The 22,865-nt window shown below is 71.9% G+C and carries 17 protein-coding genes; 13 read left to right on the top strand and 4 right to left on the bottom strand.

What is annotated here, in order from left to right:
- Positions 1-92 precede the first annotated feature (92 nt).
- The 7 genes from ABZ928_RS46410 to cobI are packed head-to-tail and all read left to right on the top strand — an operon-like array spanning position 93 to position 11,042.
- Complete coding sequence (locus ABZ928_RS46410; protein WP_361533784.1) at positions 93-1,034, top strand: cobalamin biosynthesis protein; 942 nt, start codon at positions 93-95, stop codon at positions 1,032-1,034.
- Positions 1,031-2,539, top strand: coding sequence for a cobyric acid synthase (locus tag ABZ928_RS46405; protein ID WP_361533781.1), 1,509 nt, complete (start codon positions 1,031-1,033; stop codon positions 2,537-2,539). The genes ABZ928_RS46410 and ABZ928_RS46405 overlap by 4 nt, the downstream gene beginning before the upstream one ends.
- Positions 2,536-6,192, top strand: a complete 3,657-nt coding sequence (gene cobN, locus ABZ928_RS46400; protein ID WP_361533778.1) for a cobaltochelatase subunit CobN — start codon at positions 2,536-2,538, stop codon at positions 6,190-6,192. Before ABZ928_RS46405 ends, cobN begins: the two co-directional genes overlap by 4 nt.
- Positions 6,189-8,186 carry a putative cobaltochelatase gene (locus ABZ928_RS46395; RefSeq protein ID WP_361533775.1) on the top strand — a complete coding sequence of 666 codons (1,998 nt, stop codon included), beginning with the start codon at positions 6,189-6,191 and terminating at the stop codon, positions 8,184-8,186. Before cobN ends, ABZ928_RS46395 begins: the two co-directional genes overlap by 4 nt.
- A complete protein-coding gene (gene cobO, locus ABZ928_RS46390) occupies positions 8,186-8,785 on the top strand; it encodes a cob(I)yrinic acid a,c-diamide adenosyltransferase (RefSeq protein ID WP_361533772.1) in 600 nt (199 codons plus the stop codon). Before ABZ928_RS46395 ends, cobO begins: the two co-directional genes overlap by 1 nt.
- On the top strand, positions 8,785-10,311 hold the full coding sequence (locus ABZ928_RS46385) for a cobyrinate a,c-diamide synthase (RefSeq protein ID WP_361533769.1): 1,527 nt from the start codon (positions 8,785-8,787) through the stop codon (positions 10,309-10,311). Before cobO ends, ABZ928_RS46385 begins: the two co-directional genes overlap by 1 nt.
- Entirely contained in the window at positions 10,296-11,042 is a 747-nt protein-coding gene (cobI, locus tag ABZ928_RS46380) for a precorrin-2 C(20)-methyltransferase (RefSeq protein WP_361533766.1), read from the top strand. The genes ABZ928_RS46385 and cobI overlap by 16 nt, the downstream gene beginning before the upstream one ends.
- Positions 11,043-11,059: 17 nt before the next feature.
- On the opposite strand, the gene ABZ928_RS46375 is transcribed toward cobI, so the two are convergent.
- On the bottom strand, positions 11,060-11,806 hold the full coding sequence (locus ABZ928_RS46375; RefSeq protein ID WP_361533763.1) for a ZIP family metal transporter: 747 nt from the start codon (positions 11,804-11,806) through the stop codon (positions 11,060-11,062).
- A gap of 89 nt (positions 11,807-11,895) precedes the next feature.
- On the opposite strand from ABZ928_RS46375, the gene cobM reads away from it, so the two are divergent.
- The 6 genes from cobM to cobC are packed head-to-tail and all read left to right on the top strand — an operon-like array spanning position 11,896 to position 18,246.
- The gene (gene cobM / locus ABZ928_RS46370; protein ID WP_361533760.1) at positions 11,896-12,714 is read left to right on the top strand and encodes a precorrin-4 C(11)-methyltransferase; all 819 of its coding nucleotides are present in this window, start codon (positions 11,896-11,898) and stop codon (positions 12,712-12,714) included.
- Positions 12,711-13,943 carry a precorrin-6y C5,15-methyltransferase (decarboxylating) subunit CbiE gene (gene cbiE / locus ABZ928_RS46365; protein WP_361533757.1) on the top strand — a complete coding sequence of 411 codons (1,233 nt, stop codon included), beginning with the start codon at positions 12,711-12,713 and terminating at the stop codon, positions 13,941-13,943. The genes cobM and cbiE overlap by 4 nt, the downstream gene beginning before the upstream one ends.
- Complete coding sequence (gene cobJ, locus ABZ928_RS46360; RefSeq protein ID WP_361533754.1) at positions 13,940-15,640, top strand: precorrin-3B C(17)-methyltransferase; 1,701 nt, start codon at positions 13,940-13,942, stop codon at positions 15,638-15,640. Before cbiE ends, cobJ begins: the two co-directional genes overlap by 4 nt.
- Positions 15,637-16,239 carry a precorrin-8X methylmutase gene (locus ABZ928_RS46355; protein WP_361533751.1) on the top strand — a complete coding sequence of 201 codons (603 nt, stop codon included), beginning with the start codon at positions 15,637-15,639 and terminating at the stop codon, positions 16,237-16,239. The genes cobJ and ABZ928_RS46355 overlap by 4 nt, the downstream gene beginning before the upstream one ends.
- Positions 16,236-17,171 carry a sirohydrochlorin chelatase gene (locus tag ABZ928_RS46350; protein ID WP_361533748.1) on the top strand — a complete coding sequence of 312 codons (936 nt, stop codon included), beginning with the start codon at positions 16,236-16,238 and terminating at the stop codon, positions 17,169-17,171. Before ABZ928_RS46355 ends, ABZ928_RS46350 begins: the two co-directional genes overlap by 4 nt.
- On the top strand, positions 17,161-18,246 hold the full coding sequence (gene cobC / locus ABZ928_RS46345; RefSeq protein ID WP_361533745.1) for an Rv2231c family pyridoxal phosphate-dependent protein CobC: 1,086 nt from the start codon (positions 17,161-17,163) through the stop codon (positions 18,244-18,246). Before ABZ928_RS46350 ends, cobC begins: the two co-directional genes overlap by 11 nt.
- A gap of 34 nt (positions 18,247-18,280) precedes the next feature.
- Here the strand turns inward: cobC and ABZ928_RS46340 are convergent, their stop codons facing one another.
- The 3 genes from ABZ928_RS46340 to ABZ928_RS46330 all read right to left on the bottom strand — a co-directional run bounded on the left by ABZ928_RS46340 (position 18,281) and on the right by ABZ928_RS46330 (position 22,802).
- Positions 18,281-20,434: a hypothetical protein gene (locus tag ABZ928_RS46340; RefSeq protein ID WP_361533742.1), complete on the bottom strand. Its 2,154-nt coding sequence runs from the start codon at positions 20,432-20,434 to the stop codon at positions 18,281-18,283.
- Between the two features lie 180 nt (positions 20,435-20,614).
- The gene (locus ABZ928_RS46335) at positions 20,615-21,523 is read right to left on the bottom strand and encodes an SCO1860 family LAETG-anchored protein (RefSeq protein WP_361533739.1); all 909 of its coding nucleotides are present in this window, start codon (positions 21,521-21,523) and stop codon (positions 20,615-20,617) included.
- A gap of 187 nt (positions 21,524-21,710) precedes the next feature.
- A complete protein-coding gene (locus ABZ928_RS46330) occupies positions 21,711-22,802 on the bottom strand; it encodes an amidohydrolase family protein (protein ID WP_361533736.1) in 1,092 nt (363 codons plus the stop codon).
- Between the last annotated feature and the right edge of the window lie 63 nt (positions 22,803-22,865).

The following is a 22,865-nucleotide window of genomic DNA, read 5'->3' as shown; positions in this document are numbered from 1 at the left end:
TGGACACCCTGAGTGAGGACATATCGCCATGCTCGCCTGCCGTTTGAGGTACCGCACCAGGTCGCTGCCCGACCCCACGGCCGGCTGAGCCGATGCGTGCCGATCGCGTCTTCGCGTACGGCGCCGCCGCCGGGCTCGTCGGGGATCTGCTGCTCGGTGATCCGCGCCGGGGGCATCCGGTCGCCGCGTTCGGGCGGGCCGCGGGTGCCGTGGAGCGGGTGCTGTGGCGGGACCACCGCGCGTGGGGGGCGCTGCATGCCGTCGTCTGTGCCGGGGGTGCCGTGGTCACCGGGGCCCTCGCGCAGAGAGTCGTACGGTCCTCCGCCGCCGCTTCCGTCGCGCTGACCGGGGTCGCCACCTGGGCCGTCGTGGGCGGGACTTCGCTCGCGCGCGAGGCCCGGGTCATCGGGCGGGCCCTGGAGGCCGGGGACGTCGAGGGTGCGCGGGAGCGGCTGCCGCATCTGTGCGGGCGGGATCCGCAGGCCCTGGACGCGGACGGGATCGCGCGGGCCGTGGTGGAGTCCGTTGCCGAGAACACGTCCGATGCCGTCGTGGGGGCGCTGGTGTGGGGGGCGCTCGGTGGGGTTCCCGGGCTGCTCGGGTTCCGGGCCGTCAACACGCTCGACGCGATGGTCGGGCACAAGTCCGCGCGGTACCGGCGCTACGGGTGGGCCTCCGCCCGGCTCGACGACGTCGCCGGGTGGCCGGGGGCGCGGCTGACCGCCGTACTCGCCACGGCCGCCGGTGGTGACCCTCGCGGTGCCGTGCGGGCGTGGCGGGAGGACGCCGGCAAGCATCCGAGTCCCAACGCCGGGCCCGTGGAGGCCTCGTTCGCGGGGGCGCTCGGGGTGCGGCTCGGCGGGACGCTGTCGTACGCCGGGCGGGTCGAGCACCGGCCCGTGCTCAACACCCGGGGACGGGCCGTCGCCACGCACGACATCGAGCGCGCCGTACGGCTCTCCCGGCGCGTCGGACTGCTCGCGCTCGGCGTCGGTGTCGCCGCGCGGGCCCTGGGGAAGGGACGTACGTCATGAGCGGGGGGCTGCTCGTCGCCGGGACCACCTCCGACGCCGGCAAGAGTGTCGTCACCGCCGGGATCTGCCGGTGGCTGGTACGGCAAGGGGTCAAGGTCGCGCCCTTCAAGGCGCAGAACATGTCCCTCAATTCGTTCGTGACGAAGGAAGGGGCTGAGATCGGGCGGGCTCAGGCCATGCAGGCCCAGGCCTGCCGGGTCGAGCCGACCGCGCTCATGAATCCCGTGCTGCTCAAGCCCGGCGGTGAGCAGAGCAGCCAGGTCGTGCTGCTCGGGAAGCCCGTGGGCGAGTTGAGCGCCCGGGGGTATCACGGGGGGCGGCAGCAGCGGCTGCTCGGGACCGTGCTGGACTGTCTCGCCGAACTGCGGGGCACGTATGACGCGGTGATCTGTGAGGGGGCCGGGAGCCCGGCCGAGATCAATCTCCGGCGGACCGACATCGTCAACATGGGGATCGCCCGGAACGCCGGGCTTCCCGTGCTGGTCGTCGGCGACATCGACCGCGGGGGCGTCTTCGCCTCCTTCTTCGGGACCGTGGCGCTCCTCTCGCCCGAGGACCAGGCCCTGGTCGCCGGGTTCCTCGTCAACAAGTTCCGCGGGGATGTCTCCCTCCTCGAACCCGGGCTCGACATGCTCCACGGGCTCACCGGGCGGCACACCTACGGCGTCCTGCCCTTCCAGCACGGACTCGGGATCGATGAAGAAGACGGGCTGCGGGTGTCGTTGCGCGGGACCGTGCGGGAGTCGAACACCGCGCCCCCCGTCGGGGAGGACGTGCTGCGGGTCGCCGTCTGTGCCATCCCCCTCATGTCGAACTTCACCGACGTGGACGCCCTCGCCGCCGAACCGGGTGTCGTGGTGCGGTTCGTGGACCGGCCGGAAGAGCTGGCCGACGCCGATCTCGTCGTGATCCCCGGCACCCGGGGGACCGTCCGGGCACTGGAGTGGCTGCGGGAGAGGGGGCTCGCGGAGGCCCTCAAGCGCAGGGTCGCCGAGCAGCGGCCCGTCCTCGGCATCTGCGGCGGCTTCCAGGTGCTCGGCGAGCACATCGAGGACGAGGTGGAGAGCCGGCAGGGGCATGTCGAGGGGCTCGGCGTGCTGCCCGTACGCGTGCGGTTCGCCCGCGAGAAGACCCTCACCCGGCCGGTGGGGGAAGCCCTCGGCGAGCGGGTCGAGGGGTACGAGATCCATCACGGAGTCGCTGACATCAGCGGAGGCGAGCCCTTCCTGGACGGCATCCGCGTCGGCCACACCTGGGGCACCCACTGGCACGGCTCCCTGGAGTCGGACGGGTTCCGGCGGGCCTTCCTGCGCGAAGTGGCGGCCGCCGCGGGCCGCCGTTTCGTGCCGGCGCCCGACACCTCTTTCGCCGCGCTGCGCGAGGAGCAGCTCGACCGGCTCGGCGACCTCATCGAACAGCACGCGGACACGGACGCGCTGTGGCGGCTCATCGAGTCCGGCGCGCCGCAAGGACTGCCTTTCATTCCACCGGGAGCGCCCGCATGAGCACTGTGTTGTTGTTGTCGACCGCCGACACGGACCTGTTGGCGGCGCGGGCCGCCTCCGGTGCCGACTACCGCATCGGCAACCCGACCCGCGTGGACGTGGCCGCCGAGCTGCCCGCGCTCGTCGAGGGCGCGGACATCGCCGTCGTACGGCTGCTCGGTGGCAAGCGCGCCTGGGAGGACGGGCTGGCCGCGCTGAAGGCCGCCGGGATCCCGACCGTGCTGCTGGGCGGCGAGGCCGTTCCGGACGCCGAGTTGATGGCCGAGTCGTCCGTCCCGGCGGGTGTCGTCGCCAAGGCGCTGAAGTACCTGGTCGAGGGCGGGACCGCGAACCTCACCGAGCTCGCGCGGTTCCTGTCGGACACCGTGCTGCTGACCGGTGAGGGGTTCGTCGAGCCGCAGAAGATGCCGGAGTACGGCGTCCACGGCTCGTACGCCTACGAGGAGGGCCGGCCGACCGTCGGCGTGCTCTTCTACCGAGCCCATGAGCTGAGCGGCAACACCGGCTTCGTGGACACCCTGTGCGACGCGATCGAGGCGCGGGGGGCCAACGCCCTTCCCGTGTACTGCGGTTCGCTGCGCGGGGCGGACGCCGGGCTGTACGAGATCCTCGGGAAGACCGACGCGCTCGTCGCGACCGTCCTCGCCGCCGGTGGCACGCATGCCTCGCAGGCGTCGGCGGGCGGAGACGAGGAGGCCTGGGACATCGGGGCGCTCGCCGACCTCAACGTGCCGGTGCTGCAAGGGCTTTGCCTTACGTCGTCGAAGGCGGCCTGGGACGAGTCCGATGCCGCCCTCTCCCCCATGGACGCGGCGATGCAGGTCGCGATCCCGGAGTTCGACGGGCGGATCATCACCGTTCCGTTCAGCTTCAAGGAGCAGGGTCCCGACGACGTCCCGGTCTATGTCGCCGACCCTGAGCGGGCCGCTCGCGTCGCCGGGATCGCCGTGCGGCACGCCCGGTTGAAGCACCGGCCGAACGCCGAGAAAAAGCTCGCGCTCGTCTTCACCGCGTACCCGACCAAGCACTCGCGGGTCGGCAACGCGGTGGGCCTGGACACGCCCGCGTCGGCCGTCCGGGTGCTGGACGCGCTGCGGGACGCGGGGCACGTCGTCGAGGGACACCCGGACAACGGGGACGAGTTGATCCACCGGCTCATCAACGCCGGTGGCCACGACGTCGAATGGCTCACCGAGGAGCAGCTGGCCGCCGCCCCCGCGCGCGTGCCGCTCGCCGACTATCGGGCGTGGTTCGACAAGCTCGCCCCGGAGCTGCGGGACGGCATGCTGGAGGCGTGGGGCGAGCCGCCGGGCAGCCTCTACGTCGACGGGGACGAGATCGTGCTGGCCTCCCTCCAGTTCGGGAACGTCGTCGTGATGATCCAGCCGCCGCGCGGCTTCGGGGAGAACCCGATCGCGATCTACCACGACCCGGACATGCCGCCGTCGCACCACTACATGGCGGCCTATCGCTGGCTCGAGAACTCCTTCGGCGCCGACGCCATCGTCCACATGGGCAAGCACGGCACGATGGAGTGGCTGCCGGGCAAGGGCCTCGGCCTGAGCGGGGGTTGTGCGCCGGACGCCGTGCTCGGGGAGCTGCCGCTGATCTACCCCTTCATCGTCAACGACCCCGGCGAGGGCACCCAGGCCAAGCGGCGCGGGCACGCAACCGTGGTCGACCATCTCGTCCCGCCGATGGCCCGCGCCGACACCTACGGTGACCTCGCCAAGCTGGAGCAGCTCCTCGACGAGTACGCGCTCGTCTCCGACCTGGACCCGACGAAGGCTCCGGCCGTGCGGGCGCAGATCTGGACGCTGGTGAAGGCGGCCGAGCTCCACCACGATCTGCATGTCGAGGACCAGCCGGACGAGGACGACTTCGACGAGTTCGTCATGCACATCGACGGCTATCTGTGCGAGATCAAGGACGTGCAGATCCGCGACGGACTGCACATCCTCGGCGGCGGGCCGGTCGACGAGGCGCGGGTCAACCTGGTGCTCGCCGTCCTGCGCGCCTCGCAGGTGTGGGGCGGACAGGCGAACGCGCTGCCGGGGCTGCGGGCTTCCTTCGCCGCTCATTTCGGGCTGGTCGAGAAGGAGTTGCTCGCCGAGCCGGGGGCGCCGGTGAAGGTGCCGGTCGAGCTGACCGAGCTGGTCGAGGGGCCGTCCCGGAGTGCCGCCGACGCGATCGACCTGCTGGAGCAGCTGTGCCGGCGGGTCGCGGAGGGCATGGAGGCACGGGACTGGGACGTCACCCTCGCCCCGGCCGTGCTGCGTGGCGTGCTGGGGGTCGAACTCCCCGACGGCGTGGCCGTGTTGGAGTTCGCCTGCAATGAGGTGGTGCCGCGTCTCGCCCGCACCACCGACGAGATCGACCACATCCTCAAGGCCCTCGACGGCGGTTACGTCCCGGCGGGTCCGTCCGGTTCGCCGACGCGCGGGCTCGTCAACGTCCTCCCGACCGGGCGGAACTTCTACTCCGTCGACCCCAAGGCCATTCCGTCCAGGCTGAGTTGGGAGGTCGGGCAGTCGCTCGCCGAGTCGCTGGTCCAGCGGTATCTGGCCGACACCGGCGAGTACCCGAAGTCCGTCGGACTGACGGTCTGGGGTACGTCGGCGATGCGTACGCAGGGCGATGACATCGCGGAGATCCTGGCGCTGCTGGGGTGCCGGCCGGTGTGGGACGAGGCGTCGAGGCGGGTGACGGGCTTCGAGATCATCGGGCTTGAGGAGCTGGGGCGGCCGCGTATCGACGTCACCGTCCGGATCTCCGGGTTCTTCCGGGACGCCTTCCCGCACGTGGTCGGGCTGATCGACGACGCCGTCCGCAAGGTGGCCGAGCTGGACGAGCCCGCCGACGCCAACTACGTACGCGCCCACGCCGACGAGGACACCGCCGAGCACGGTGACCGGCGGCGCGCGACCGCTCGTATCTTCGGCTCCAAGCCGGGGGCATACGGGGCGGGGTTGTTGCCCTTGATCGACGCCCGCAACTGGCGGTCGGACGCGGACCTCGCCGAGGTGTACGCGGTGTGGGGCGGTTACGCCTATGGGCGCGGGCTCGACGGGCGGGCGGCGCGGGGGGACATGGAGACCGCGTTCAAACGGATCAATGTCGCCGCGAAGAACGTGGACACGCGCGAGCACGATCTCGTCGACGCCGACGACTACTTCCAGTACCACGGTGGCATGGTCGCCATGGTCCGGCACCTCACGGGCGCCAACCCCGAGGCGTACGTGGGTGATTCGGCCACGCCGGACCAGGTGAAGACGCGGACGCTGGGCGAGGAGACCCACCGGGTGTTCCGCGCCCGGGTGGTCAACCCGCGCTGGATGGCGGCCATGCGGCGGCACGGGTACAAGGGTGCCTTCGAGATGGCGGCGACCGTCGACTACCTCTTCGGGTACGACGCGACGGCGGGCGTGGTCGACGACTGGATGTACGAGAAGCTCAGCGCGGAGTACGTCTTCGATCCGGAGAACCGGGACTTCATGAAGAAGTCCAACCCGTGGGCGCTGCGCGGTATCACCGAGCGGCTGCTGGAGGCGGCGGACCGGGGCCTGTGGGCCGAGCCGGACGCGGACACGCTGGAGCGGCTGCGCGCCACCTACCTGGAGCTCGAAGGCGATCTGGAGGGCGACGACCAGTGACAACTCCCTTTCCCTTCACGGCCGTTGTCGGCCAGGACGATCTACGGCTCGCGCTGCTGCTGAACGCCGTGTCGCCGGCGGTCGGCGGTGTGCTGGTGCGCGGCGAGAAAGGCACGGCCAAGTCGACGGCGGTGCGGGCGCTTTCGGCGCTGCTGCCTGAGGTGGCGGTGGTCGCCGGGTGCCGTTTCTCCTGTGATCCCGCGAAGCCGGATCCGGGGTGCCCGGACGGGCCGCACGAGGCCGGGCCGGGTGCCTTTCGGGCGTCGCGGATGGTCGAGCTGCCCGTCGGTGCGTCCGAGGACCGGCTCGTCGGCGCGCTCGACATCGAGCGGGCGCTGGCGGAGGGCGTCAAGGCCTTCGAGCCGGGGCTGCTCGCCGACGCGCATCGCGGCATCCTCTACGTCGACGAGGTCAACCTCCTCCACGACCACCTGGTCGACCTGCTGCTGGACGCGGCGGCGATGGGCGCGTCGTATGTCGAGCGCGAGGGTGTCTCCGTACGGCATGCCTCCAAGTTCCTGCTCGTCGGGACCATGAACCCCGAAGAGGGCGAGCTGCGGCCGCAGTTGCTCGACCGGTTCGGGCTGACCGTGGAGGTCGCGGCCTCGCGGGAGCCGGATCAGCGGGTGGAGGTCGTACGACGGAGGCTGGCTTATGACGACGATCCGTCGTCCTTCGCCACGCGTTGGGCGGATGAAGAGGCTGCCATACGGCAACGGATCGTCGCCGCACGGGAGTTGTTGCCGTCGGTGCGGCTCGGGGACGGTGCGCTGCGGCAGATCGCGGCCACCTGTGCCGCGTTCGAGGTGGACGGCATGCGGGCCGACATCGTGATGGCCCGTACCGCCACGGCTCTTGCCGCTTGGGCCGGGCGGACCGAGGTGCTCGCCGAGGATGTGCGGCAGGCGGCTCTGCTCGCGTTGCCGCATCGGCGGCGGCGTAATCCCTTTGACGCGCCGGGACTTGACGAGGACAAGCTCGATCAGACGCTGGAGGAGTTCAGCGGCTCCGATACCGAGGACGAGGATCCTGATCCTGACGGGCCCGGCGGGGGTGGCGGGCAGCCGCCGTCCGAGGGGCCCTCGCAGGACGACGGGGGTTCCGGTGCGCAGCCCGAGGCCGGTGACGGTGGTGAGCCGCAGGCCGGCGGGGCCGGTGCGGGTGAGCAGTCCGCCGTACGGGCTTCCGAACCGTTTCGTACCAAGGTGCTCAGTGTTCCCGGGCTCGGGGACGGGGCCGCCGGGCGGCGTTCGCGGGCGCGGACCGAGCAGGGGCGGACCACGGGGGCACGGCGGCCTCGGGGGGCGCTGACCAAACTGCATCTGGCCGCCACCGTGCAGGCTGCCGCGCCGCATCAGCGGGCTCGTGGGCGGTCCGGGCCCGGCCTTGTGCTGCGGCGGGACGATCTGCGGCAGGCGGCCCGGGAGGGGCGGGAGGGGAACCTCGTGCTGTTCGTGGTCGACGCCTCCGGGTCGATGGCCGCCCGGCAGCGGATGAGTGCCGTGAAGGGGGCCGTGCTGTCGTTGCTGCTGGATGCGTATCAGCGGCGGGACAAGGTGGGGCTGGTGACGTTTCGGGGGGCGGCGGGGGATGTGGCCCTGCCTCCGACTTCGTCCGTGGATGCTGCTGCGGCTCGGCTGGAGACGCTGCCCACCGGGGGGCGTACTCCGCTCGCGGCCGGGCTGTTGAAGGCCCATGAGGTGCTTCGGGTGGAGCGGCTTCGGGATCCCGCGCGGCGGGCGCTTGTCGTCGTGGTGACGGATGGGCGGGCCACCGGTGGGCCCGAGCCGGTCGCTCTTGCCGCGCGGGCGGCTCGGTTGTTCGCCGCCGAGGGGGTGGCCTCCGTCGTCGTCGACTGTGAGTCGGGGCCCGTGCGGCTCGGGCTCGCCGGGCAGCTCGCCGGTGAGTTGGGGGGTACGGCGGTGACGCTCGACGAGTTGCGGGCCGACTCCATCGCCGGGCTGGTCAAGGACGTACAGAGGAGGGCCGCGTAATGCCTCAGGGGCAGCCGAGTGTGGTGCCGGACGATGGGCTGACCACTCGTCAGCGGCGTAATCGGCCTTTGGTCGTGGTGCATACGGGGATTGGGAAGGGCAAGTCGACCGCTGCGTTCGGGCTTGCTCTCCGGGCCTGGAATCAGGGGTGGCCCATCGGGGTGTTCCAGTTCGTCAAGTCGGCGAAGTGGAAGGTCGGCGAGGAGAACGCTCTTCGGGTGCTGGGTGCGTCCGGGGAGGGCGGGTCGGTCGACTGGCACAAGATGGGTGAGGGGTGGTCCTGGGTTCAGCGGGACGCCCAGATGGACAACGAGGAGAAGGCCCGGGAGGGCTGGGAGCAGGTCAAGCGGGATCTCGCCGCCGAGACGTATCGGCTTTATGTGCTGGATGAGTTCGCTTATCCCATGCACTGGGGGTGGGTGGACACCGATGAGGTGATCGCTGTGTTGCGGGATCGGCCCGGGACTCAGCATGTGGTCATCACCGGGCGGAACGCTCCTGAGAAGCTTGTCGACTTCGCCGATCTCGTGACCGACATGTCCAAGGTCAAGCACCCCATGGACGCCGGGCAGAAGGGGCAGCGGGGTATCGAGTGGTGATGTCCTCCTCGTCCGTTTCCGGCGGCTCCGGTGTCTCCGTCGTCTCCGTCGTCTCCGTTCCTCGGCTGGTCATTGCCGCGCCCTCTTCCGGGAGTGGGAAGACCACCGTTGCCACGGGGTTGATGGCCGCGTTCGCCGCGCGGGGGCTTGTCGTGTCTCCGCACAAGGTGGGGCCGGACTACATCGATCCCGGGTATCACGCGCTCGCGACCGGGCGGGTGGGGCGGAATCTCGATGCGTATCTGTGCGGGCCGGAGTTGGTCGGGCCGCTGTTCGCGCATGGGGCGCGGGGGTGTGACATCGCCGTCGTCGAGGGGGTGATGGGGCTGTACGACGGGGCCGCGGGGGAAGGTGAGCTGGCGTCGACGGCTCATGTGGCCAAGTTGCTTCGGGCGCCGGTGGTGTTGGTGGTCGATGCTTCTTCGCAGTCTCGGTCTGTTGCGGCGCTGGTGCATGGGTTCGCTTCGTGGGATCCGGAGGTTCGGGTCGGGGGCGTGATTCTCAACAAGGTCGCTTCGGATCGGCATGAGGAGTTGTTGCGGGAGGCGTTGGACTCGGCTGGGGTGCCTGTGTTGGGGGTGTTGCGGCGGGTGGCTCAGGTGGATACGCCTTCTCGGCATCTGGGGTTGGTGCCGGTTGCCGAGCGGCGGGCGGAGGCGCTGGATGCGGTGGCGGCGATGGCTGCGCAGGTCGAGGCGGGGTGCGATCTGGAGGCGTTGGCTGGGCTGGCGCGGGGCGCGGGGGCGTTGTCGTGTGCGGCTTGGGATGCGGCTGAGGCTTTGGTTTCCTCGCCCCCTCCGCCCCTTCCCGACCCGAAACTGGGGGCTGCCGCCCCCAGACCCCCGCTGTCGGCCCTGAACGGGCCTCGTCCTCAAACGCCGGACGGGCTGGAATTGGCTGGGCCTGCACTGGGAAGCGAAGGCTCCCCCGTCGTCGCCGTCGCCGCCGGCCCCGCCTTCACCTTCTCCTACGCCGAGCACACCGAACTCCTCACCGCCGCCGGTGCCCTCGTCGTCCCCTTCGATCCCCTTCGCGACGAGCAACTCCCCGAAGGAACCCGTGGCTTGGTCATCGGGGGTGGGTTTCCCGAGGTGTACGCCTCCGAGCTGTCCGCCAATGAACCGCTGCGTAAGGCCGTTGCCGCGCTCGCGGAGTCCGGGGCTCCCGTCGCCGCCGAATGCGCCGGGCTGCTCTACCTCTGTCGTGAGCTCGACGGGCAGCCCATGTGCGGCGTGCTCGATGCCACCGCGCGGATGAGCGAGCGGCTCACCCTCGGGTATCGGGACGCCGTGGCCGTCAGTGACAGTGTGCTCGCCGTGGCGGGGACGCGGATGCGCGGGCACGAGTTTCATCGGACCGTCGTCGAGCCCGGCTCGGGGGCGGCTCCCGCGTGGGGAGTGCGCGCCCCTCGACGCGGGGTCGAAGGTTTTGTACAGCAAGGTGTGCACGCGAGTTATCTGCACACGCACTGGGCGTCGCAGCCCGGTGTCGCCCGTAGGTTCGTGGAGAGGTGCCGGACGTCATGAGCAGCAAGAGGTTGATCGGAGTCGGGGTGGGCCCGGGCGATCCCGAGCTGGTGACCGTCAAGGGCGTCAATGCTCTGCGGGGCGCCGATGTCGTCGTTGTCCCCGTTATGGACACTGGGGAGCGGGGGCGCGCCGAGGCGACCGTCCTGCACTACGTGCCCCAGGAGAAGGTCGTACGGGTCGTGTTCGCGCTCAATGAGCGGAGCGACCGGGCGTGGCGGGAGGCCGCTTGGGACGCTGCCGGGGAGCGGGTCGCCGAGTTGCTGGCCCTCCATTCCTCCGTCGCGTTCGCCACCATCGGGGATCCGAATGTGTACTCCACGTTCACCTATCTCGCGCAGACCATCGTCGAGCTCGTACCCGGCACTCTCGTCGAGACCGTTCCCGGTATCACCGCCATGCAGGATCTCGCGGCCCGTTCCGGTGCCGTGCTCACCGAGGGGACCGAGCCGCTGACCCTGGTGCCAGTCACCGCCGGGGCCGCCGCGCTCAAGGAGGCCCTCGCCGGGCCCGGGACCGTCGTGGCGTACAAGTTCGGGCGGCAGGCTCAGGAGGTCGCGGAGGCGTTGCGGGAGACCGGGCGGATCGGGGATGCCGTGTGGGGGTCCGCGCTCGGGCTGCCCGAGGAGTCCGTGCGGCCTGCCTCCGAGCTCGGTGACGAGCCGCTTCCCTACCTCTCCACGCTCATCGCGCCCGCCCCGCGCGACGGCGGCCGGGGCGGCAAGCTGTGATACCCGCCCCCCTGGGCTCAGTCGGCGATGCCGACCACCAGCCAGATGAACGCCACGCCCGCGACCGTGCACAGCAGGGTCGAGCGGGCGGGGTGTTCGTGGTGTGCCTCGGGGAGGATCTCGGCGGCCGCCAGGTAGAGGAGGGCGCCGCCGAAGAAGCCCAGATAGGCGCCGAGGAGCCGCTCCGGGATCGTGAAGAACAGGGTGGACGCGGCTCCCACCACCGGGGCCGCCGCGTCCGCGACCAGCATCGCGATGGCTCGGCGGCGGGCGTTCCCGTACAGGCTCGTGATCGTGTACGTGTTGAAGCCGTCCGCGAAGTCGTGGGCGATCACCGCCAGGGCCACGGCGGTGCCCATGCCGCCGCCCACCTGGAAGGCCGCGCCGATCGCCACGCCGTCCATCGCGCTGTGGCCGACCATGGCGGCCGCGGCCGTCAGGCCCACCTCGGGGACGCGGCCGCCGTGCGCGGCCGGGTCGGCGGCCTCCTCGCCGCCGTGTGCGGCCTGGCGGCCCGCCAGCAGACGTTCCACCATATGGGCGACGAGGAAGCCGGCCACGAACAGCAGGAGCGCCGCCGGTACGCCGAACACCTCGGTGCCCGCCGCCTCCAGCGCCTCCGGCAGCAGGTCGAGGCCGACCACGCCCAGCATCAGGCCGCCTGCCAGGCCGAGGACCAGGTGGCGGCGGTCGGTCACCCGCTGGGCCGTCCAGCCGCCGGCCAGCGTCATCAGGAACGCGCCGAGCGCGACGAACACCGCCATGGGCCCTTCGTATCCGATCAGCCCCTGTGCACGCACATCCAGATCCCCGGTGAAGCCCCGTGATCATCAGTTCGAGAGGACCCCACACCATGGCTGACGCCCCTGACGGCAAGGTGACCTTCGTCGGTGCCGGCCCCGGCGCCGCCGACCTGCTGACGTTCCGTGCCGCGCGCGCGATCGCCGAGGCCGACGTCGTGATCTGGGCGGCCAGCCTGGTCCAGGCGGAGGTCCTGGAGCACGCGCGGGAGGGCGCGGAGATCCTCGACTCGGCGACCATGTCCCTGGAGGACGTCGTCGCCGTGTACGAGCGGGCTCTGGCCGAAGGGCTGCGGGTCGCCCGTATCCACTCCGGTGACCCGGCCCTGTGGGGCGGTACCCAGGAGCAGCTCGACCGGTGTGCCCGGATCGGGATCGCCACCGAGGTCATCCCCGGTGTCTCCGCCTTCTCCGCCGTCGCCGCGCTCGCCCAGCGCGAGCTGACCATCCCCGAGGTCGCCCAGTCCGTGGTCCTCACCCGGCTCGGCGGCGGCAAGACGCCCATGCCGCCCGGTGAGGAGGTGCGGGAGTTCGCCAAGCACGGGACCACCATGGCGATCTTCCTGTCCGCCGCGCGCAGTGGGCAGCTCGTGCGGGAGCTGCTGGAGGGCGGCTATCCGACCTCCACTCCCGTCGTCGTCGCCTACCAGGCGACCTGGCCAGAGGAACTCGTCGTGCGGTGCACGATCGAGACGCTTGAGGAGACGGTCAAGCAGCACAAGCTCTGGAAGCACACCCTCTTCCTCGTCGGCCCGGCGCTCTCCGCCGAGGGCACCCGCTCGCACCTCTACCACCCCGGCCACTTCCACGGGTACCGCAAGGCCGACCCGGAGGCCCGTCGGGCGTTGCGGCAGCGGGGTGCGAGTACATGATCACGGTCTTCGGTACGGGGACGGGGGCGCCGGTTCCCGCCGACGTGCTGGCCGGGGCCCGGCTGGTCGTGGGCGGGCGCCGTCATCTGGCGTCCGCGGCGGTGCCGGAGGATGCCGAGCAGGTCGTTCTCGGGCCGCTGGCACCCGCGTTGGACATCATCGAGCGGCATCTCGACAAGCAGGACCGGGTCGTCGTGCTCGCCTCCGGTGATCCCGGGTTCTTCGGGATCGTGCGGGTGCTCGCCGAGCGGTTCGGGAGCGAGCGGCTCGATGTGCGGGCGGGGGTGTCCTCCGTCGCCGCCGCGTTCGCGCGGGTGGGGCTGCCCTGGGACGACGCCGTGGTCGTCAGCGCGCACGGGCGGGATCTGCGGACGGCTGTGAACGTCTGCCGGGCGCGCCCCAAGGTCGCCGTCCTCACCGGGCCGGGGGCCGGGCCCGCCGAGCTCGGGGCCGCGCTGAGGAGCGACGACCGGGTCCTCGTCGTCGCCTCCGCGCTCGGGTCCGAGGACGAGCGCGTCGAGCGGGTCTCCCCCGCCGAGGCCGCCGCCCGCGACTGGGGTACGTCGGTGAGCGTGATCCTGTGCCTCGACGAGACGCGGGCGCTCGGTGCCGTGCGGACCGTCGCGGGCGCGCCCGTCGGGCCCACCCAATGGGCCCTGGATGAGGGCGAGTTCGCCCACCGCGACTCGATGATCACCAAGTTCGAGGTACGGGCGCTCGCGCTGGCGCGGCTCGGGCCCCGGCTCGGCGAGCTGGTCTGGGACGTCGGCGCCGGGTCCGGGTCCGTGGCCGTGGAGTGCGCGCGGCTCGGGGCCGCCGTCGTGGCCGTCGAGAAGACCCGGGACGGTGTCGAGCGGATCCGGGCCAACGCCGCCGCGCACGGTGTCGACGTACGGGCCGTGCACGGGGCGGCGCCGACCGTGCTGTCCGATCTGGACGATCCGGACGCCGTGTTCATCGGGGGCGGGGGGCGTGAGCTGCCCGCCATCGTCACCGCGTGTGCGCGGCGGGCCCGGCGGACGGTGGTCGTGGCGATGGCCGCGCTCGACCGGGTGCCGGCCACGCGCGAGGCGCTCACCGGTGCCGGGTTCAGCTGTGACGGGGTGCTGGTGCAGTCCTCGCGGCTGGCGCCGCTGCCGGGGGACGTGACCCGGCTCGCGGCCACCAACCCTGTTTTTCTGTTGTGGGGGTACCGAACCCCCGTTTCTCATGAGGGAGTTGCTCTGTGATCGGCCTCATTTCCGCCACCTCGGCGGGGGCGGCTGCGCGGGACCGGCTGGCCGCTGCGTGGCCGGAGCGGACGCGTGTGTACGAGGGTCCTGTCGGGGACGCCGTACGGGCCGCGTTCGCGGAGTGCGAGCAGCTCGTGTGCTTCCTCGCGACCGGCGCCGTGGTGCGGCTGGTCGCGCCGCTCCTCGGGGACAAGACGTCCGACCCGGGTGTGGTGTGTGTCGACGAGGGCGGGCGGTTCGCCGTGTCGCTGGTCGGCGGGCACGGCGGGGGTGCCAATGAACTCGCCCGTGAGGTCGGGGAGTTGCTGGGTGCGGAGCCGGTCGTCACCACGGCCACGGATGCCGTCGGGCTGCCTGGGCTCGACACCCTCGGCTTCCCCGTCGAGGGCGATGTCGCCGCCGTGTCGCGGGCGCTGCTCGACGGTGAACCGGTCGCCCTGAAGGCGGAGTTGGCGTGGCCGTTGCCCGCGCTCAAGGTCACGGCCGAGGGCGCCTACGTCGTCCGGCTCACCGACCGTCTCGTCGAGGCCGCCGAGCGCGAGGTCGTGCTCCGGCCGCCGTCCCTGGTCGTCGGGGTCGGTGCCTCGAAGGGGGCGCCCGTCGACGAGGTGCTCGGGCTGATCGAGAGCGCGCTCAAGGAAGCAGGCCTCTCCGCCCGCAGCCTCGCCGAACTCGCCACCGTCGACGCCAAGTCCGAGGAGCCCGGCATCGTCGAGGCCGCCTCGCGGCTGGGCGTGCCCCTGGTGACCTACTCCGCCGAGGAGTTGGCGGCCGTCGAGGTGCCGAACCCCTCCGACGCGCCCCTCGCGGCCGTGGGTACGCCTTCGGTGGCGGAGGCCGCGGCACTCGCCCGGGGCGGCGAACTCCTCGTACCCAAGCAGAAGTCCACGCGCGAGGACGGGCTGCCCGCCATGGCGACCGCGGCCGTCGTACGGCGTCCCGCGCGCGGCCGGCTCGCGGTCGTCGGGCTCGGTCCCGGCGCCCGTGACCTCGTCACGCCGCGCGCGAAGGCGGAGTTGCGGCGGGCTTCCGTGCTGGTCGGGCTCGACCAGTACGTCGACCAGATCCGCGATCTGCTGCGGCCCGGCACCCGGATCCTGGAGTCGGGGCTCGGGGCCGAGGAGGAGCGGGCTCGGACGGCTGTGGCGGAGGCCCGGAAGGGGCAGGCCGTCGCGCTGATCGGCAGCGGGGACGCGGGCGTGTACGCGATGGCCTCCCCCGCGCTGGCCGAGGCGTCCGACGACATCGAGGTCATCGGCGTACCGGGGGTGACCGCCGCCCTCGCCGCCGCCGCGATCCTCGGTGCGCCGCTCGGCCACGACCACGTGTCCATCAGCCTCTCCGACCTGCACACGCCCTGGGAGGTCATCGAGCGGCGGGTGCGCGCGGCGGCCGAGGCGGACATCGTGGTCACCTTCTACAACCCCCGTTCGCGGGGCCGGGACTGGCAGCTGCCGAAGGTGCTCGCGATCCTGGCCGGGCACCGGGAGCCGACGACGCCGGTCGGTGTCGTACGGAACGCGTCGCGGCCGGACGAGTCCAGTCGTCTCACGACACTGGGGTCCCTGGATCCGGCGACGGTCGACATGATGACGGTGGTGACCGTGGGCAACACGGCGACCCGTGACATCGCGGGGCGCATGGTGACACCGCGCGGCTACCGCTGGCAGACGGCAGAGGAGGGCGCCAAGTGATCCGTGAGGTCCATCCGATCGAGGTGGAGTCCTACCGGCGGCTGCGCGCCCGCCTGGACACCTCGCACTTCCCGCCGCTGACCCGATCGGTGGTGGAGCGGGTCATCCACTCCGCCGCCGATCTGGAGTACGCGGACGATCTCGTCATGGACGAGGGCGAGCTGGAGAAGGCGCATGCCGCGCTGCACGGCGGGGCGCCCGTCGTCGTGGACGTGGAGATGGTCGCGTCCGGGATCACGCGGCGCGAGACCGTGTGCCGGCTGCGGGACGCGGTGGCCGGTGACGGGCTGACCCGTTCCGCGCACGCGATCCGGCTCGCCTACGAGCAGGTGGGGCCGGGCGCGCTGTGGGTGATCGGCAACGCCCCCACCGCGCTGGAGGAGTTGCTGACCCTGGACGCCGCTCCGGCGCTCGTCATCGGACTGCCCGTCGGGTTCGTCGGCGCGGTCGAGTCCAAGGCCGCGTTGCGCGAGAGCGGGCTGCCCGCCGTGAGCAACGTGTCCGAGAAGGGCGGCTCCGCGGTCGCCTCGGCGGCGCTCAACGCCCTGCTGTACCACCCCCTTTCGTCTTCCGTGTCGTCCTCCGAGGAGAAATCGTGACCACCCCCCAGCCCGCTCTGCTCATCGCCGGACATGGCACCCGGGACGACGGCGGGGCCGAGGCCTTCCGTGACTTCGTCCGGGAGCTGGGGCGCCGGCACCCCGATCTGACGGTCGCGGGCGGCTTCATCGAGCTGTCCCCGCCGCCGCTGGGCGAGGCCGTCACCGAGCTGGTGGAGAAGGGCGTACGACGGTTCGCCGCCGTTCCGCTGATGCTGGTGTCCGCCGGTCACGCCAAGGGCGACATCCCGGCGGCGCTGGCCCGCGAGAAGGAGCGGCATCCGGGGATCTCGTACACCTACGGGCGTCCGCTGGGTCCGCACCCGTCGCTGCTGAACGTCCTTGAGCGCCGTCTCGATCAGGCGCTGGGCGGCTCGGAGCGCTCCCCCGGCGACCGCTCCGACGTGACCGTGCTGCTCGTCGGGCGTGGCTCGACCGACCCCGACGCCAACGCGGAGGTGTACAAGGCGGCCCGGCTGCTGTGGGAGGGGCGCGGGTATGCGGGGGTGGAGACGGCGTTCGTGTCGCTGGCCGCGCCGGACGTGCCGAGCGGGCTCGACCGGTGTGTACGGCTGGGCGCGAAGCGGATCGTCGTGCTCCCCTACTTCCTGTTCACCGGCATCCTCCCGGACCGGGTCCGGCAGCAGACCGAGGGCTGGGCGGCCGCGCACCCGGAGGTCGAGGTGCGCTCCGCCGACGTGATCGGTCCGGAGCCGGAGCTGCTCGATCTGGTGATGGAGCGGTACCAGGAGGCCCTCAAGGGCGATCTGCGGATGAACTGCGACTCGTGCGTGTACCGCATCGCGCTCCCCGGCTTCGAGGACAAGGTGGGTCTGCCGCAGCAGCCGCACTTCCACCCCGACGACGACGGTCACCACCACCACGGACACGGCCACCACCACCATGGCAGCACCCACTCCCATGCCCACTGACAGAACGCACCGGCAGCACGTCGAGAGCCATGACCTCCGGCACCACGGTGACGCGGAGGTCCGTGACGACGGGGCGCGGCTCACCGACCTCGCCGTGAACGTCCGCGCGGACACGCCCCCGGCCTGGCTGCGGCAGCGGATCGCCGAGTCGCTCACCGGCCTGGCCGCCTACCCGGACGGCCGGGACGCCCGGGCGGCGGTGGCGGCCCGGCACGGCCTCCCGGCGGAACGGGTGCTTCTCACGGCGGGCGCGGCGGAGGCCTTCGTCCTGCTCGCCCGCGCCCTGACGGCCCGTCACCCCCTGGTGGTGCACCCGCAGTTCACGGAACCGGAGGCGGCACTGCGGGACGCGGGCCACACGGTCGACCGGCTCCTGCTGCGCGAGGAGGACGGCTTCCGTCTCGACCCGGCGGCCGTCCCCGAGGACGCGGACCTGGTGGTGATCGGCAACCCGACCAACCCGACCTCGGTCCTGCACCCGGCGGACACGATCGCGGAACTCGCCCGCCCCGGGCGGACGTTGGTCGTGGACGAGGCGTTCATGGACGCGGTCCCGGGTGAGCGGGAGGCCCTGGCGGGCCGCACGGACGTACCCGGGCTGGTGGTGCTCCGCAGCCTGACCAAGACCTGGGGCCTGGCCGGGCTGCGCATCGGCTACGTCCTCGCCGCCCCGGAGACCATCGCCGCCCTGGAACGCGCCCAGCCCCTGTGGCCGGTCTCGACCCCGGCCCTCGCGGCGGCCCAGGCCTGCGTGGAGCCGCAGGCCCTGGCCGAGGCCGCCCACGCGGCCCACCGCATCGCCGCCGACCGGGCCCATCTCGTGGCCGGGCTGCGGGAGTTCGGCCCGGACGGACTACGCGTCACCGAACCGGCCGAGGGCCCCTTCGTCCTCATCCGCCTGCCGCGCGCCGCCGCCGTACGCCGTCATCTGCGCACCCTCGGTTTCGCGGTACGGCGCGGGGACACCTTCCCGGGCCTCGACGAGGAGTGGCTGCGGCTGGCGGTGCGGGACCGGACGACGGTCAACTCCTTCCTCCAGGCGCTGGACCAGGCGATGGCGCTCGCGAAGGGGTAGGGGCAGTAAGGGCCATGAGGAAAGCAGCCGAGCGTCAGCCCGGCAGGCTCTCCGCGGTGGCCCGTACCGACCGCACCACCGAGGGCAGTACGTTCCTGGCGTCCAGGGTGTCGGCCAGGGCGTTGGTCAGGCGGGCCGCCTCCTGGGCCGGGCGATCGCCGGTTGCCGCGAGGGCGACCGCCACCTGTTCGACCTGCTGGGTCAGCCGGATGTGGCCGAGGGTGTCGGCGGCGGCGTCCGGGTCGCCGTACGCCTTCCGCAGCAGGGGCAGGGCGTCCGCCGGATCGGGTACGACGGTGCTGAACTCCTTGACGCGCGGGTCGTCGGGGTTCTGGACGAGGATCTGGCCCGGCACGGCCGCCGTGCGGCCGAGAGCGGCGGCGGCGTGGACGGCGAGCGCGCTGTCGGGGAGTCGTTCCACGGCCTCCCGCAGTACGTCGTTGGCGCGGTCGAGGGCGGGGGTGTGGCCGCGGCTGCCGCCGAAGGCGAGCACACGGCCGACCTCGTCGGAGTAGACGTCCGGGGCGAGCAGTTCCTCCTCGCGGCTCCTGGGCCGCCCAATCTCGACACTCAGGGGTGCGGAGAGGATCGCGCCGGAATCGGTGCCCAGCATCGCGCGGATCCGGTAGTGGCCTGGTTCGGCCAGGTCGAATCCGTTGAGTCCGGCGCTCAGGAACAGCGGCGCGTACAGCGATTCGCCGGGCTGGAGGACGTGCGGGTCGGCCAGGTAGCAGTGCCGGGCGTACGGCACCCACTGGCGGGCGTCCCGGCCGTCGGCCGCGATGATCACGCTGAGCCGTTCCCCGAGCAGGGCGTTGCGGTCCACCGCGACCGGCACGAACGAGGTGTTCCGCAGCTTCACCTCGGCGACCACGGGCTCCAGCGCCTCGAAGCGGGCGGTGGGCCGGTTGACCCGCACGGTGAGTTCCAGGACGTTCGGTGTGGCCTGCCGCACCTGTTCGAAGGCGTGCTCGTGGAACCAGGGGGCGGCGCCCTGCTTGACGACCCGTTCCGGGGCGTGGCGCAGGAAGAGGAGTTCGTTCTCGCTGAATCCGTACCGGAAGTCGGCGAAGAACGCGTTCTCGCCGCCGGGGTAGGCGAAGGGGTAGTTCATGTAGCTGAGGGCCAGCGGCTCGTTCGCCAGGGGGATCCAGGGGGAGCCGAAGTTGATGTCCTTCTGCCAGGAGTGGGCGAGGTTGAAGGTGTGCCCGATCTCGTGCACGGCCGTCCAGAAGCGCAGCCTGCGCACGGCCTCGTCCGACTGCGGGTCGCCCGGGCGGGGGTCGGAGATGAAGGAGTTGCTGAAGATCGCGCAGCCCTGGCGCTGGGCCGTGCCGATGTCGTCGAACATGATGCCGCCGAGCGTGCTGCCCTGGATGTGCCGTCCGGCGAACAGCGTCCAGATCTGCCACTGGGGTACGTCGGCCCACTTGGACCAGTGCACCTGCATGGCGTCGTGCATCTCGATGTCGGTCCACAGGCTGTCGCTGCCCGCCTTGATGACCGGCACGACGTCGTCGCCGCCCGTCTTGGTGACGGTGACGCCCAGCCGGGTGAAGGCGTCCTCGATGCTCAGGGTGGTGTCGGGCAGGTCGGCGGGCCGGTTGGGGTGCGCGTGCAGCGGATAGCTGGTGACCGCGGTGGCGTCGTCGACGCGGTCGTACTCGATGCCCACTTCGCGGAAGGCCGCCCGCCGGTAGACGAACGTACGGGTCACGTCCGGGTGCCCGCCGCCGGTGAACGTCACCCGTGCCTTGCGCTGCCCGACGAGGGGCAGCCCGGACAGCTTCACCCGCACATCCGTGTGCGGTTCCAGGGACGCGTTCCCGTCGCGGTAGAAGATCGCCCCGGTCCACGCCTGTTGTACGGGGTCCCGGTGCACCCGCGCGATCCATGTCACGCTGCCGCCGATGAGCAGGGCCCGGGTGCCGCTGACGGTCATGGTCGGCATCAGGCCGTCCACGTCGACGCGGAGTTCCTCCACCACCAGCCCGGCGGCGGTGTGGTCGCCCTCGACGCCCGGGGCCGGTTCGGTGTCGCCCGCGGACGGCGTCGGGCCCGCGGGGAACCAGGAAGGCTGGAGGGTGTAGACGCCGCTGCGCCGGAACGGGAACGGAACCACGGACTGCTCTGTCTCGGACGGCTCTGTCTCGGTCGACTCCACGCGGTCGAGATCTTCGATGCTCATGCGATTTCTCCCCCGATGATGCCGGGCTGCGGGCACAGTGCCCGAAGCCCCGTCGGCCCACCCTCATCCTCGGGCGATTGCCCGTCAATGCGCTGAAAGACGCATTGACCGGGACACTCCGCCTCTACTCCCCCAGGGCCAACGGGACTTACGACGCGCCTCGGAACGGAGGCGCGTCCCTCAGCTCTTGCTGCGCCGCGCGAACACCACCGCTCCCCCGCCGGCGACGAGGAGTGCGAGGGCTCCGCCCGCGAGGTACGGGGTCATGGAGCTGCCGCCGGTCTCGGCCAACCCGGCCTCGTCCGGGGCGCCTTGGGGCTTGACGTCACCGGCCGGGGTGGTGGGGTCCGGCGACTGCGGATCGGCGGCGGCCGGAGCGGCGGGTGCCTCGCAGGTGGCCTTCGCGAGGGTGAGGGTGCCCTCGACCTCGGCCACGTTGAGCTTCAACGGGTTGACGGAGACGGTGAGTTCGAGGGCGGTGGCGGCCGCCGTGTTCGTCGTCGTCTCGGTCTTGGACAGGTCGAGGCGGACCTCGCCGACGCCGGGGACCTTGACGTCGACCGGGCCGCCAGCGGTGAGCGTGACCTGCTTGCCGAGCACGGTCACCGAGCCCAGCAGGTTGGAGGTGGCGGTCGGGGTCTTGCCGGCCTCGCAGGTGGCCTTGGAGGTGACCGTGCCGAGCTCGATCAGCGACAGCAGGGGCAGACCGGGGACATGCAGCTTGGCGTGGGCGAGGGTCGTGGACGCCTCGGCCTTGGCGTCGGTGACGTCCGCCTTGGCCTGGGCGACCTCGGCGTCCAGCACGCTGAAGGGCTGGCCGCCGTCGACCCCGTTCAACTGGGCCGTCAGCGCGGTCTTCTGGGCGCTCTGCGGCGCCTGCACTTCGTTCAGGGAGACCGCGAGCGGGACGTTCACGGTCTTGTTGAGCAGGGATACGTCGAGCCCGGTACGCAGGACGACGGCGCTCGCGCGCCCTTCGTCACCGGTCGCGTGCGCGGTGCCGGCACCGGCCAGGACCGCGGGACCGGCGGCCAGGGCCGTCGCCGTCGCGACGGTCGCGAGACGGCGTGCGGGCATGCGTGCGGACATGCGTGCGGGCATACGGAAGTTCTTGCCGTTCAAGGTGGGGACCCCTCAGAGGAGACTTGCTCGGGACCCGGCAAGAATTTCGTACGAGGAGTGAATGGTCAGCAAGCTGACGAGGGTTCACTCCAAAGTGACATTTCCGCGCACGCCTTCGATTCCTCAGGCACGCACGTTCTCCACAGTCACCCGTTCATCCCTGGACCCGCCCGTTCAGTACCACCCTCCTGGGCGCCGCCAGTACCCGTACGTCCGCCCGCGGATCCCCCTCGTACACGACCAGGTCGGCCGTCGCGCCCTCCTCCAGGCCGGGGCGCCCCAGCCACTCACGGGCCCGCCATGTCGTCGCGGCGAGCGCCTCGACCGTCGGGATGCCCGCCTTGGTCAGCTCCTCCACCTCGGCCGCGACCAGGCCGTGCGGCAGGGTGCCGCCGGCGTCGGTGCCGACGTAGACCTGGATGCCGGCGTCGTAGGCGTTGCGGACGGTGTCGTAGCGGCGCTCGTGGAGGCGGCGCATGTGGGCGGACCAGCGGGGGAACTTGGACTCGCCGCCGTCGGCCAGTTTCGGGAACGTGGCGATGTTGACGAGGGTCGGGACGATCGCGACGGCGCGCTCCGCGAAGAGGGGGATCAGGTCGTCGGTGAGGCCTGTGGCGTGCTCGATGCAGTCGATGCCGGACTCCACGAGGTCGCGGAGGGAGGACTCCGCGAAGCAGTGGGCGGTGACTCGGGCGCCCTGCTTGTGGGCCTCCGCGATCGCCGCCTCTGCCACTTCTCTCGGCCAGCTCGGGGCCAGGTCGCCGAGGTCGCGGTCGATCCAGTCGCCGACGAGTTTGACCCAGCCGTCGCCTCGGGCCGCCTCTTGGGCGACGTATGCGACGAGGTCTTCCGGTTCGATCTCGTGGGCGAAGCCTCGGATGTAGCGGCGGGTTCGGGCGATGTGCCGTCCGGCGCGGATGATCTTGGGGAGGTCTTCGCGGTCGTCGGTCCAGCGGGTGTCCGAGGGGGAGCCCGCGTCTCGGATGAGGAGGGTGCCGGCTTCGCGGTCGGTGAGGGCCTGCTTCTCGGCGACGTCCTCGGGGACGGGGCCGTGGGGGCCGAGGCCTACGTGGCAGTGGGCGTCTACCAGGCCGGGGAGGGTCCAGCCCTCGACGGTACGGACGTCTTGGGCGCCGACTGGGCGGTCGTAGGTGATGCGGCCGTCGATGACCCAGAGTTCGTCTCGGACGTCCTCTGGGCCGACTAGGACCTGGCCTTTTACGTGCAGCACCGGCAGATCGTTCATGGCACGCACGATAGTTCGTCGGGTGCGGGAGCGTTGGGGCTGGTCGCGCAGTTCCCCGCGCCC

It is taken from the genome of Streptomyces sp. NPDC046909 (genome assembly GCF_040644695.1).
GTDB lineage: Bacteria > Actinomycetota > Actinomycetes > Streptomycetales > Streptomycetaceae > Streptomyces.
The sequence above is the reverse complement of the archived record's forward strand: the minus strand, read 5'-3'. Positions and strand labels throughout refer to the sequence as shown.

Excerpts from the sequence above, each read along its gene's own strand:
- ABZ928_RS46405 (WP_361533781.1), top strand. The coding sequence starts at position 1,031 with ATGAGCGGGGGGCTGCTCGTCGCCGGGACCACCTCCGACGCCGGCAAG.
- ABZ928_RS46410 (WP_361533784.1), top strand. The coding sequence starts at position 93 with ATGCGTGCCGATCGCGTCTTCGCGTACGGCGCCGCCGCCGGGCTCGTC.
- ABZ928_RS46385 (WP_361533769.1), top strand. The coding sequence starts at position 8,785 with ATGTCCTCCTCGTCCGTTTCCGGCGGCTCCGGTGTCTCCGTCGTCTCC.
- cobC (WP_361533745.1), top strand. The coding sequence starts at position 17,161 with ATGCCCACTGACAGAACGCACCGGCAGCACGTCGAGAGCCATGACCTC.
- cobN (WP_361533778.1), top strand. The coding sequence starts at position 2,536 with ATGAGCACTGTGTTGTTGTTGTCGACCGCCGACACGGACCTGTTGGCG.
- cobO (WP_361533772.1), top strand. The coding sequence starts at position 8,186 with ATGCCTCAGGGGCAGCCGAGTGTGGTGCCGGACGATGGGCTGACCACT.
- ABZ928_RS46335 (WP_361533739.1), bottom strand. The coding sequence starts at position 21,523 with ATGTCCGCACGCATGCCCGCACGCCGTCTCGCGACCGTCGCGACGGCG.
- ABZ928_RS46340 (WP_361533742.1), bottom strand. The coding sequence starts at position 20,434 with ATGAGCATCGAAGATCTCGACCGCGTGGAGTCGACCGAGACAGAGCCG.
- cbiE (WP_361533757.1), top strand. The coding sequence starts at position 12,711 with ATGATCACGGTCTTCGGTACGGGGACGGGGGCGCCGGTTCCCGCCGAC.
- ABZ928_RS46375 (WP_361533763.1), bottom strand. The coding sequence starts at position 11,806 with ATGGCGGTGTTCGTCGCGCTCGGCGCGTTCCTGATGACGCTGGCCGGC.
- cobM (WP_361533760.1), top strand. The coding sequence starts at position 11,896 with ATGGCTGACGCCCCTGACGGCAAGGTGACCTTCGTCGGTGCCGGCCCC.
- ABZ928_RS46330 (WP_361533736.1), bottom strand. The coding sequence starts at position 22,802 with ATGAACGATCTGCCGGTGCTGCACGTAAAAGGCCAGGTCCTAGTCGGC.